Origin of the sequence: Micromonospora sp. NPDC005806, assembly GCF_042871425.1 — a bacterium.
In the GTDB taxonomy this organism is placed as follows: Bacteria; Actinomycetota; Actinomycetes; order Mycobacteriales; family Micromonosporaceae; genus Micromonospora.
Genome location: NZ_JBIAIL010000014.1, coordinates 22,369 through 34,484, shown reverse-complemented (window position 1 = coordinate 34,484; position 12,116 = coordinate 22,369). Strand labels below are relative to the sequence as shown.

At 71.9% G+C, this 12,116-nt stretch carries 9 protein-coding genes and 1 tRNA gene; 6 read left to right on the top strand and 4 right to left on the bottom strand.

From position 1 onward, the window contains the following. Positions 1-4 precede the first annotated feature (4 nt). The 6 genes from ACFYOS_RS16780 to ACFYOS_RS16755 all read left to right on the top strand — a co-directional run bounded on the left by ACFYOS_RS16780 (position 5) and on the right by ACFYOS_RS16755 (position 9,392). Positions 5-2,170, top strand: a complete 2,166-nt coding sequence (locus ACFYOS_RS16780; RefSeq protein ID WP_387141654.1) for an acyltransferase family protein — start codon at positions 5-7, stop codon at positions 2,168-2,170. 109 nt (positions 2,171-2,279) lie between these two features. Further along, positions 2,280-2,355, top strand: a tRNA-Lys gene (locus tag ACFYOS_RS16775). A gap of 581 nt (positions 2,356-2,936) precedes the next feature. Beyond that, the gene (locus ACFYOS_RS16770; protein WP_387141652.1) at positions 2,937-3,527 is read left to right on the top strand and encodes a hypothetical protein; all 591 of its coding nucleotides are present in this window, start codon (positions 2,937-2,939) and stop codon (positions 3,525-3,527) included. A gap of 260 nt (positions 3,528-3,787) precedes the next feature. Continuing rightward, the gene (locus ACFYOS_RS16765; protein WP_387141649.1) at positions 3,788-4,213 is read left to right on the top strand and encodes a hypothetical protein; all 426 of its coding nucleotides are present in this window, start codon (positions 3,788-3,790) and stop codon (positions 4,211-4,213) included. Positions 4,214-4,216: 3 nt separating this feature from the next. Continuing rightward, entirely contained in the window at positions 4,217-8,551 is a 4,335-nt protein-coding gene (gene eccCb, locus ACFYOS_RS16760; RefSeq protein ID WP_387141644.1) for a type VII secretion protein EccCb, read from the top strand. Between the two features lie 109 nt (positions 8,552-8,660). After that, entirely contained in the window at positions 8,661-9,392 is a 732-nt protein-coding gene (locus tag ACFYOS_RS16755; protein WP_387141641.1) for a Clp protease N-terminal domain-containing protein, read from the top strand. A 49-nt stretch (positions 9,393-9,441) separates the two neighbouring features. Here ACFYOS_RS16755 and ACFYOS_RS16750 read toward each other — a convergent pair whose 3' ends face one another. The 4 genes from ACFYOS_RS16750 to ACFYOS_RS16735 form a co-directional block, all read right to left on the bottom strand. Continuing rightward, entirely contained in the window at positions 9,442-9,960 is a 519-nt protein-coding gene (locus ACFYOS_RS16750) for a hypothetical protein (RefSeq protein ID WP_387141637.1), read from the bottom strand. 117 nt (positions 9,961-10,077) lie between these two features. Continuing rightward, positions 10,078-10,266, bottom strand: coding sequence for a DNA repair protein (locus ACFYOS_RS16745; RefSeq protein ID WP_387141634.1), 189 nt, complete (start codon positions 10,264-10,266; stop codon positions 10,078-10,080). 64 nt (positions 10,267-10,330) lie between these two features. Further along, entirely contained in the window at positions 10,331-11,359 is a 1,029-nt protein-coding gene (locus tag ACFYOS_RS16740; RefSeq protein WP_387141631.1) for a sensor histidine kinase, read from the bottom strand. After that, a complete protein-coding gene (locus ACFYOS_RS16735) occupies positions 11,352-12,047 on the bottom strand; it encodes a response regulator transcription factor (protein WP_387141628.1) in 696 nt (231 codons plus the stop codon). The genes ACFYOS_RS16740 and ACFYOS_RS16735 overlap by 8 nt, the downstream gene beginning before the upstream one ends. Positions 12,048-12,116 lie beyond the last annotated feature (69 nt).

Here is a 12,116-nt window from a genome sequence, read left to right as displayed (position 1 = left end):
CCGCATGACATTGGCGCAGCCGACACTTGTCGACTCCGGCTCGGCCCCTGGCGTCGAGCAGCCCGAGCAGTCCACGCCAATCAGTACGGCGCCGAGGTCGCGCTGGCGGCATGCGACACGGGAACGGCCCACCAGTCACTCGTTCCGCGGAGACGTCGCCGGCCTGCGTGCGGTCGCCGTCGGACTGGTCCTGCTCTACCATGCCGGCCTGCCGTTCCTGCCCGGCGGATTCGTCGGCGTGGACGTCTTCTTCGTCATCTCCGGGTTCCTGATCACCGGACAGTTGGTCAAGGAGATCGAGCGCACCGGCCGCATCTCGCTCTCGGCCTTCTACGCCCGCCGCGCGAAGCGGATCCTGCCGGCGGCGGCGGTCGTCCTCGTGGTGACCACGGGACTCGTGTGGCGGTTCGTCCCGAGGATCAGCTGGCAGGAGATCGGCGGCGACATTGTCGGCGCGGCGACGTACGTCGTGAACTGGCGCCTGGCGGATCGTGCGGTCGACTACCTGGCGCAGGACTCGCAGCCTTCGCCGGTGCAGCACTTCTGGTCGCTCGCCGTGGAGGAGCAGTTCTACATCGTCTGGCCGTTGCTGATCCTCGCGGCCATCCTCGCGGCCCGGCTGCTTCGTCGGGACGTCAAGCCGATCCTGTGGGTCGGCCTGCTTGCCGTCGCGTTACCGTCGTTCGTCTGGTCGATCTCCGAGACGAAGTCCTCCCCAGCACAGGCCTTCTTCATGTCCACGACCCGGATGTGGGAACTCGCGATCGGTGCCGGCATCGCACTTGTCGGGTCGAGATGGGCGCGGATGCCACGTGGCGTCGGCGTCGTGATCGGCTGGCTCGGGCTCGCCGCCGTGGTGACCGCCGGGCTGTTCGTCACCTCGAGCACGGCGTGGCCGGGCTACGCCGCGGCGCTGCCGACGCTCGGCGCTGCGGCCGTGCTCGCGGCGGGCGCGGGCGCCGGTCGGGCCGGGCCGGTCGCGCTGCTCGGCACCCGGCCGTTCCGCTGGGTCGGCGACCTGTCCTACTCGCTCTACCTGTGGCACTGGCCGCTGCTGATGATCGCGACCGTGCACTGGCACGGCCTGTCGGTCACCCGAGGCCTGGCGATCACGGCCGCCTCGGTCATCCCTGCCTGGATCACGTACCGGCTGGTGGAGAACCCGCTGCGATACTCGGTGGCGGTCTCTCGCTCGCCACGGCTCGCCCTCAGCCTCGGCGCCAACTTCACCCTCGTCGGCATCAGCGCCGGTCTCGCGCTGCTCGTCCTGTTCTCGACGGCGAGCGGTGGCTCGGCCGCCGCGCGGCCGGCCCCGGGCGCGGCGGTGCTCGCCGCGAAGCCCCTCAACGATCCGAGGGGCCGGGTGATGGACCAGGTCCCGTTCATCACTCCGGACCCCTTGAAGGCGAAGCGAGACCTGCCCGATACCTACCGGGACAACTGCCATCAGGACCAGTCGTCCGCGACGGTGTTGTCGTGCACGTACGGGGACCGGAATTCGACCACCGAGGTCGTGCTCGCCGGCGACTCCAAGGTCGAGCAGTGGTTGCCGGCCTTCCAGGCGCTGGCCGCGCGGAATCACTGGAAGCTGACCGTCTACATCAAGTCGAACTGTCCGCTCTCGTCGGCGGTTCACCTGGTCATCGACACCAAGAAGCGGTATCCGTCGTGTACGGAGTGGAACAGGTCCCTGCTCACGAAGCTGGTCGCGGACCGTCCCGACTACGTGGTCACCTCCCAGTACTCGGGGACGGCCCTCGACACCAACGGAGTGCAGTCGGCTGACGCGATGGTCGCCGGGATGCGCAGGTCGTGGACGGCGCTCGCCGCGGTCGGCACGAAGGTGATGGTGGTCGCCAACAACCCGGATCCCGGGTTCAGCGTCTACAAGTGCGTCGACCAGAACCGAAGCCACCTGTCGTCCTGCACCTTCGACCGGGGCCGACACGACGCCGACCGGGGATACCAGACCCAGAAGGCCGCTGTTCCCGGCACCGGCGTACCGATGATCGACCTGTTCGACGCGATCTGCCCGGTCGGACCCTGCGCACCGGTGATCGGCAACGTGCTCGTCTACCGGGATACCTCACACCTGACCTCGACGTACGTCAGATCGATGACGCCGCGACTCGCGATCGCCCTGGCCGCTGTCGGGCTACCCGCCCGCTGACCGCACTCTTTGCCGTGGTCAGCAGCGCCGCGGCCGGTGCCGCCGGTCAGGGCGGCCCGGGGAAACGCCCGGTCGGGCGCGTGTTAACGTTTCTCCCCGTTGCCGACGAGCGCCGCTAGCTCAACTGGCAGAGCAGCGGACTCTTAATCCGCGGGTTCGGGGTTCGAGTCCCTGGCGGCGCACCATCATAGGCCCGGCCCTCGGTGGGACCGGGCCTGATTCGTTCGTGTTCCCTGTTCCGGATGTCCGGCCTCCGGTCCAGATCCGGGCGGTCAGGCTTGGTCCCTGCGCCGGTCACGGCGGGCCACACCCGCGTCGTGGTCCCGCGCCGCGCGGATGCGCCGCCTGTCCGGTTCACGGTCGGCGCAACTTCAGGGAAAGTGTGGCCTCCACGGGCGCGGAGGCAACAGTTTCGGGGAAGTTGTCCGAATCTTGAGCCGGCACGTCCGTCACGGCCGGTGCCGTCTGTGGCCGGGTGTCCGGTTTCCGGGTGTGACCTGTGGCATCCTCATGGCGGAATGGCGGGTGGGTGGGGGTCGTTGAATCCCGGTGTACGGCCGAGGAAGACCACCCTGCCTGGCGGGGTGCGGGCCCCCGGAATGATGGTGGCCCGCTGGTCGTTACACATGGTCCCGGCGCCGCGAAGAGGCCCCGCCCCGCACGCCGGACCCCCAAGACTTTCCCCTTCTTCTTTGAGCGCCTGACGGTGCTTGCGCACGAGCCGACCCCCTTCGGTGTGTGCGCCGACCCCCGAATGGAGCTTCCCGTGAACACGATGCTGCGTAAGAGCGTGCTTGGTGTTGCTGGTCTGGCGTTTGCCGGTGGTGTGTTCGCCGGTCCGATCGCCGCTCACGCCGACACCCCGGCCGTGGCCGGCAAGCCGGCCGCGGTGCAGGCGGACAAGCCGGGCGTGGACAAGGCCAAGCTGATCCCCCACGGTGTGCAGGGCGCCCAGTCGAACATCGCTCTGAACGACGAGCAGGTCGCCAACGCGAAGGCGATCATCGCCGCCACGAAGAAGGCCGGTCTGCCGGAGCGGGCCGCGGTCATCTCGATCGCCACCAGCCTGCAGGAGTCGAAGCTGGAGAACCTGGGCCACCTCGGCGACGCCAACGACCACGACTCGCTGGGCCTGTTCCAGCAGCGCCCCTCCAGCGGTTGGGGCACTCCGGAGCAGATCACCAACCCCGAGTACTCGACCCTCGCCTTCGAGAAGGGGTTGAAGCAGGTCGACGGCTGGCAGGACATGCCGCTGACCCAGGCCGCCCAGACCGTGCAGGTGTCGGCCTACCCGGACGCCTACGCCCAGTGGGAACAGCAGGCCGCCGACCTCGTCGCCCAGCACTGGAACAACTGACCCACACACAAGACACAAGACACAAGCCGCTGGCCGGCACCCCAAGACAGGGGTGCCGGCCAGCGGCCGTTGCGTACCAAAAAGAACCGTGACGGGCGGGCGGCGGACGACCACGACGGGCTGGGGGCGAGGGTGACCGGCGCAGGGATCAAGCCTGACCGCCCGGAGCCGGTCACCCTCGCCCCAGGCCCAAAAGCGCAACCACCCACGGCCGACCAGGTGGTGTTGAATGTAGACAGTCACACTGCCGGAGGTGGGTCTTGTCCGAACTGTCCCTGCTGATCGAGCCGTCGACCGCACTGCCCGCCGAACGGGTCGACGGACTCGCCGCCGGGCTCGCCGACGACCTGCGCGCGGTACGCGGTCTGCGGGTCGCGCACGCCCAGTCGCCAGCGGACGGGCCGGGCAAGTCGGCGCAGGCGTGGGAACTCGGGATGCTCGTCGTCGGTGGCCTCTTCTCCGCCAGCACCATGCGGGCGCTGGCCCAGGTCGCCGTGGCGTACGCCGACCGGGTGAAGGCGCGCTCGATCCGGATCCGCAACGGTGACCGGGAGGTCGTGGTCACCGGGGACACCCGGCTCGACCCGGCCGTCCTGGACCGGTTGGCGCAGCTCCTCGACGAGCCGTCCGCCCCGGCGCTACCCGCCTCGCCGCCCGACGGTGGGGGCACCTCGGTCAGGAGCTGAGCGGTGGGACAGCGGCGGGCGCTCCTGATCGCCAACGACCGGTACATCGACGAGTCGCTGGCCGACCTCTACGCGCCCCGCGAGGAGGCGCGGGACCTGTTGAGCCTGCTGGCCGACGCGGACGTCGGCGCGTTCGACCAGACCGTGCTGCTGGAGAACGAGTCGAAGAGCTCCATCGAGCGGGCGGTCGAGGCGATGCTCCGGGCGGCCGGCCCGGAGGACCTGGTCCTGCTGTACTTCTCCGGGCACGGCGTGCGAAGCAGCAAGCGGGGGCGGCTGCATCTGGCGGTGGCCAACACCGAGCTGGACCACCTCTCGTCGACCGCCATCTCCGCGTCCTTCATCCGCGAGTTGCTCGACGAGTCGGACGCCGCCAGCTCGGTGATCCTGCTCGACTGCTGCTACGGCGGTGCGTTCGAGGGGCACGGCCTGAAGACCACGGACGACCTGGCGATCGACGGCGAGCTGAAGACCGGGTACGGCCGGTACGTCATCACCGCCACCAACGCGGTGGAGCGGGCCGACGACGGGCGACCGGCGTCGGAGACCGAGCCGAGGCTCCGGTCCGCCTTCACCGAGACCGTCATCCAGGGTCTGAGCACCGGGGCGGCGGACATGACCGGCCAGGGCCGGATCACCCCGGACGACCTCTGGCGGTACGTCCACCTGGAGCTGCCCAAGCGCTCGGCGCAGACCCCGTGCCAGTTCGGCAGTGCCAGCGACGCCATCCACATCGCCCTCTCCCGGGAGGGGCACCTCCGGCAACGGCGGCGCCGGGACCAGCGGGAGCCCCGCCTGGGCGACCTGCTCGGGCCGTTGGAGCCGACCGACGACGTGAAGCTCTGCGCGACCGACTGGCGTCGGCGGGGGCTGCTCAAGGTGCCGGTCGGCCGGGCGCAGCGGGTCGACCAGCCGGCCGGCGATTCGGTCTGGCTGGACCTGGCCTCCTCGGAGGGGCACCTGCTGGTGGTCGGGCGGGCCGGCACCGGAAAGACCACGCTGCTGCGCAGCATCATCGGCGGGCTGGCGCTCACCCACTCCGCGGCCGAGGTGGTGTTCGACTGCCTGGAGTCTGGTGGGAACTGGCTCGGTCCGATGCTGCCGCTGCCGCACGTGCGGTCGGTGGTGGGTGACGACGAGGTGGGGGAGGTGGGCAAGCTTCTCGACCGCCTGGAGCAGGACGTCCTCGACCGTAAACAGCTCTTCCGCCAGCTCAACCTGGAATCGCCGGCCAGTTTGCGGGCCCGCCGTGCCAACCTGCCGGCCGGTCCGCGACCGGACGTCTTCCTGGTGGTCGACCGCTGGCACGACTTCGCCACCCTGCAGCCGGACTTCGCCCCCCGCGTGATCGACCTGGCCAACAAGGGCCTCGGGTACGGCATCCACGTCGTCATCGTGGAGCGCAGCTGGCGGGTGATCCCCCACGAGCTGCAGGAGTTGCCGCAGACCCGCATCGAGACCCGCCTGTCGCAACCGCACGAGTCGTTGATCAACCCAGACCAGGCGGCCCGGCTGCCGCTCAACATGCCGGGCTGGGCGATCCACGGCCGGCGTACCTTCCGGATCGCCCTGCCCGACCTGACCGGGGGCGAGGTGGAGGGGGAGGCGGAGGCCGAGGCGACGGTGCCGGAGGGCGGCGGGGCGCTGGTGGCGCGGATCGCCGAGGCGTGGGAGGCAGCCACGACGGGCGCGGCGCCGGGGGACCAGCCGTCGCGCCCGGCCGCGCCGCCGGACGAGGTGCTGCTCGTCCTCGGCCTGTCCGAACGGACGCAGCTGCGCGAGTTCACCGGACAGCACACCCCGTTGGGGCCGGACTACCTGCGGGTGCCGCTGGGCCTCGATGCCGACGGCGAGCAGGTGGAGCTCGACCTCAAGGAGGCGGCGCAGGGCGGCATGGGGCCGCACGGCCTGCTGGTCGGCGCGACCGGATCGGGCAAGAGCGAGCTGCTGCGTACGCTCGCGGTGGCCCTGGCCGCGCGACAGTCCTCGGCGGAGCTGAACCTCGTCCTCATCGACTTCAAGGGCGGGGCCACCTTCGCTCCGCTGGCCGGGCTGCCGCACGTGAGCGGCTTGATCACCAATCTTGCCGACGATCTGTCCCTGATCGACCGGCTGGCCGACGCGTTCAGCAGCGAACTGGTGCGCCGGCAGGAGTTGCTGCGCCGCGCCGGCAACTACGCCAGCCGCTGGGAGTACGAGCGGGCCCGCGAGGCCGGCCAGCCGCTGCCCCCGCTGCCCACCCTGCTGGTGATCTGCGACGAGTTCTCCGAGCTGCTGACGGCGCGACCCGAGTTCATCGAGGTCTTCGTGCAGGTGGCCCGGGTCGGCCGATCTCTCGGGGTGCACCTGCTCCTGTCCAGCCAGCGGCTCGAGGAGGGTCGGCTGCGCGGGCTGGAGAGCCACCTGTCGTACCGGATCGGGCTGCGCACCTTCTCCGCGACGGAGAGCCGGGTGGTGCTCGGCGTGCCCGACGCGTACCACCTGCCCACCGCGCCGGGGCACGGGTACCTGCGGGCCGCCGGGACGATGACGGCGTTCCGGGCCGCGTACGTCTCCGGGCCGGTCGGCGCGGGGGAGGGCGAGAGCGGCCGGGCACCGGAGCTGGTCGGCCACAGTCTGCTCGACTTCCTGATGCAGCGGCTGGATCACCGGGGCGGTCCGGCGCACCAGATCTGGCTGCCGCCGCTGGCGGAGCCGCCCAGCCTGGACGAACTCCTGCCGCCACTGTCGGTGGAGCCGGGCCGGGGGCTGACGGTCGCCGAACGGCCGGTGGCGCTCCGCGTACCGGTCGGCCTGGTCGACGTGCCGCGCGAGCAGCGCCGCGACCCGCTGGTGCTGGAGCTGGACGGCAGCGGCGGGAACGTCGCCGTGGTGGGCGCGCCGCTGACCGGCAAGAGCAGTCTGGTGCGTACGCTCGTGTCCGCGCTGGCCCTGACCCACACGCCACGGGAGGTGCAGTTCTTCTGCCTCGACCTCGGCGGTGGGGGGCTGCAGGCCCTGGAGCGGCTGCCGCACGTCTCCGGGGTGGCGGCCCGGCGGGACACCGAGGCGGTCCGGCGGACTGTCGCCGAGGTGAAGGCCCTGCTCGACGCCCGGGAGGCGGCTTCCGTCGGCGGGAACGCGGAGGCGGCTTCGCACCAGTCCGCCCTCCGGATGACCGGGCGGTCCGATGAGGACCGGTTCGGCGACGTTTTCCTGGTTGTCGACGGGTGGGGCACCCTGCGCGAGGAGTACGAGGAGCTGGCGGAGACCGTCAACGTGATCGCCCAGCGTGGCCTGGGACACCGGCTGCACGTGGTGCTCACCGCGCTGCGCTGGAGCGAGATCCGGCTCGGCCTGCGCGACGCGCTCGGCACCCGGCTGGAGCTGCGGCTCGGCGACCCGCTCGAGTCGGAGTTCGACCGGCGGGCCGCGGCGAACGTGCCGCGCTCGTCGCCCGGCCGCGGGCTGACCACCGGGCGTCTGCACTTCCTGGCCGCACTGGCCCGCATCGACGGCCACCGCGACGTGACCGACCTGACCGAGGCGACCGCCGCGCTGGCGGAGCGGATGGCCGGGGAGTGGCCGGGCCCGCCGGCACCGCCCGTGCGGCGGCTGCCGAGGCGGCTGACGGTCGGCGAACTGCACGACATGTGCGAGCCGGGCATCGCCGGAGTGCCGATCGGGGTGGACGAGGCCGAGTTCGCGCCGGTCCACCTGCGGTTCGACCAGGAGCCACACCTGATCGTCTTCGGCGACGCCGAGTGCGGCAAGACCAACCTGCTGCGGCTGATCGCCCGGGGCATCGCCGAGCGGTACCCTCCGGCGCGGGCCCGGCTGGTCGTCGCCGACTATCGGCGTGGCCTGCTCGGCGCGGTGGAGGGTGAGCACCTGCTCGACTACGTGTCGTCCAACCAGATGTTCGGCGAGAGCCTCGGCTCGATCCGCGCCGCCCTGACCGACCGCCTCCCCGGCCCCGACGTGACCCGCGAACAGTTGCGGGACCGGAGCTGGTGGACGGGGCCGGACCTCTACCTTCTGGTCGACGACTACGACCTGGTCGCCTCCGGCGGCAGCAACCCGCTCGGCGCCCTGCTCGAGCTGCTGCCGCACGCCCGGGACATCGGCCTGCGGCTGATCGTCGCCCGCCGGGCCGGCGGGGCGGCGCGGGCGGTCTACGAGCCGGTGCTCCAGCGCCTGCGTGAGCTGGAGTCCCCGGGCCTGCTGATGTCGGGCAGCCGCGAGGAAGGGGCGCTCATGGGCGGCCTGCGACCGCAGCCGATGCCGGTCGGGCGGGGCACCCTGGTCCGGCGCAGCGATGGGATGCGGGTCGTCCAGACCGCCTGGTCGGAGCCCTGATCGACGGTCGCTCGCGCGGTGGCCGCCCGGTCCTGGCCGGCGGTGGCCGTCGCCCGACGTCCGTCAACCAATGGTTGACGCGATTCGCCCGTCAACTTATGGTTGACGCATGACCGAGCCACTGAAGATGACCCAGCCGGTACGCCTCGACGATCTGATCGACGGCATCAAGAAGGCCCACACCGACGCGCTCGACCAGCTCGCCGACGCCGTCCTGGTCGCCGACCACCTCGGCGACGTCGCCGACCACCTGATCGGCCACTTCGTCGACCAGGCACGCCGCTCCGGTGCCTCGTGGACGGAGATCGGCCGCAGCATGGGCGTCAGCAAGCAGGCCGCGCAGAAGCGCTCCGCCGCGAAGGCGGAGACGGCGGCGGCGCTGGACCCCAACGCCGGCTTCGGCCGGTTCACCCCGCGGGCCCGTAACGTGGTGATGGCCTCCCAGGAGGAGGCGCGGGCCGCCGGCAACGCCGAGATCGGTCCCGGGCACCTGGCCCTCGGCCTGCTCGTCGATCCGGATGCGCTCGCCCCGAAGCTGATCGAGGCCCGCGGGATCTCCCTGGAGCGGTTCCGGGAGGCGGTCGCCGCCACCCTGCCGGCGAGGGCGGACCAGCTCCCGGACCTGATCCCCTACGACGCGCGCGGCAAGAAGGCCCTGGAACTCACCTTCCGGGAGGCGCTGCGGCTCGGCCACAACTACATCGGCACCGAGCACATCCTGCTCGCCCTGCTCGAGGAGGAGGGCGGCGACGGGGCGCTCGCCGGCCTCGGGTTGGACAAGGACGCCATGGAGGCCGCGGTGAGCGGCGCGCTCGCCGAGATCGCCCGGAAGAAGGCCTGACCGGCCCGGGCACGCGTCACGGGCCGCGTGCCCGGGCCGGGCGAGGCGGTCAGTCGGCGGTGGCGAAGGCGTACCGGGCGGCGTGCTCCGGGTCGGTCGGGTCGACCTGGCGCAGGCCGGCGTCGGCCAGCCGCTTGTTGACCTCGTCGAGGCGCTCGCGCACCAGCCGGGCCTCCTCCTCGGTGACCCGGCCACGGTGCGGCTTGCCGGCGTGCTCGATGGTGCCGTAGTCGACCTTCTCCGCGCTTCGCCGTGCCTTCGGCGGTTTGACCCGTTCGGCGGTCCGCAGCAGCTGCGCCATCGGCACGTCGGTGGCCATGGCGTCGAACTCGCTGGCGGTCAGCACCACCCGGCGCGGCTCGCCGCCGCCGTGCCGGTCGTGGATCTCCACCACCGCCACGTCCAGCGCCGCGTCGTCGATGCTCTCCACCTCGAGCGGGGTGGCGTCCAGCTGCACGGGCCCGGCGACCAGGTCAGGGTGCTCCAGCACGACGACCCTGACCACCTCGTCGTCGGGGCGCAGCACCTGGCCGCTGAAGTCGGAGACGTGGATCGTCTTCTTGCCCATGCGCGGAGCATCTCCTGTCGTAGGCCGGGATTTCGGACCACAGGACGCTACCCGACACATGTGCGAAGACCCGGGGTGGAGCGCCAGGGTGTGTCGTCGCTTTCCTCCGGTTGCGGATCAGCGGGTGTTGAGGCCGTCTCGGGTGGCGGTGCCGGCCGGCAGCGCGTTCAGCTCGGCCCAGGAGAGCGGCCCGCCGGCCCGGGCCTCCCGGTACCGGGACTGCGCCGGGAACCGCCCGGGGTCGTCGGCGGCCGGCCAGACGCTCTCGGTGTCCTGCTGGTACCGGTCATTCGGCTGATTCGGCATGACCATTACCGTCCCAGAGAAAGTTGTACATGTATGGAAATGGATATGACGCACGATCGATGCGTCAGGTTCCCGCCGCCGGTAGCCGGACCACGAACTTGCAGCCGTCGGTGATGTTCTGCACGTCTACCCGCCCGCCGTGCGCCTCAATCAGCCCGCGCACGATCGCCAGGCCCAACCCGCCCGATCCCTCGCCGCCGCCGTTGCCCGGGCGCGGAGTCCGGGCCGGTTCACCCCGGAACGCCACGTCGAACAGCCGGGGCAGGTCCGCCTCGGGGATGCCGCCGCAGGTGTCCGCCACGGCCAGCCACGCGGTGTCGGAGTCGCGGCCGGCGTCCACCCGTACCGTGCCGTCGTCGGGGGTGTAGCGGATCGCGTTGAGCAGCAGGTTGCCCACCACCCGGGCCAGTTCCGGCTCGCTCGCGGTCACCGTCGGCCAGCCCGACTCGGCGGCGACCAGCCGGATCCGACGCGCGGCGGCCAGCGGCGCGGTGCTGGCCAGGGCGTCCGACACCACGTCGCCCAGCGGCACCGCGGACAGCGACAACCGCAGCGCGCCCGCGTTGATCCGGGACAGCTCGAACAGGTCGTCGACCAGCCGGGTCATCCGGTCGGTCTCCATCCGGATCCGGCGGTGGTACTCGTCCACCGTCTCCGGGTCGCGGACCACCCCGTCCTCCAGTGCCTCGGCCATCGCGCGCAGCCCGGCGAGGGGAGTGCGCAGATCGTGCGAGACCCAGGCGACCAGGTCCCGGCGACCCTTCTCGACCCGGCGTTCCCGCTCCCGCGCCTGATCGGCCCAGACCGCCGCGGCGGCCAGCCGGCGGCCGAAGAGCAGGCCGACCGCGAGGCTCACCGCGGCGGCGGCGGACACCGTGATCAGTACGACCTCCAGGTCGTGCGGGGAGAGGAACATCGCCTCGGCGACCACCGCCACCCCGGCCACCACCGCGGCCACCGTCATGGTCAGCAGCACGAAGATGTGCACGGTGATCGACCGGCCGCGCAGCAGCCGCAGGGCGACCGCGCCGGCCAGGCCGACACCGAGCGCGGCGAGCAGCGCCGCCCCGAAGATCAGCGCCAGGTCACGCATCGGCCGGCTCGTAGCGGTAGCCGACGCCCCAGACGGTGACGATCCGCCGGGGGGTCGCCGGGTCGGCCTCGATCTTCTCCCGCAGCCGTCGGACGTGGACGGTCACCGTCGACTGGTCGCCGAAGCTCCACCCCCACACCCGTTCCAGCAGCTCGGCCCGGCGAAATGCCCGCGACGGGTGCCGCATCAGGTGCGCCAGCAGGTCGAACTCGCGCAGGGTCAGGGTCAGCTCCCGGCCGTGCAGCCGGGCCACCCGGGGCCCGGTCTCCACCTCCAGGCCGTCGTCGGAGAGCACCGCCGGAGGTGCGGCGGGCGGCTCGCCGCCGGCCCGGCGGAGCACCGAGCGGACCCGCAGTACCAGCTCCCGAGGGGAGAACGGCTTGCCCAGGTAGTCGTCCGCGCCGAGCTGCAGGCCGAGGACCCGGTCGGCCTCGTCGCCCCGCGCGGTCAGCATGACGATGGGTACGCCGTCCGGACGCTCCCGCAGCCGGCGACAGACCTCCAACCCGTCCAGCACCGGCAGCATCAGGTCCAGCACCACCAGGTGCGGCGGTCGCCGGGCCACGGCGGTCAGCGCGGCCGCCCCGTCCCCGACGTGGTCGACCTCGTAGCCGGCGTGCTCCAGGTAGCGGCAGACCACGTCGGCGACCGTCCGGTCGTCGTCGACCACCAGCACCCGTTGCGTCACCGCGTTCCTCCCGTCGTGCGGCCCAGCGTATCGACGGGTGGGGTAGTTGATCTATTGCCAGGTTCTTAC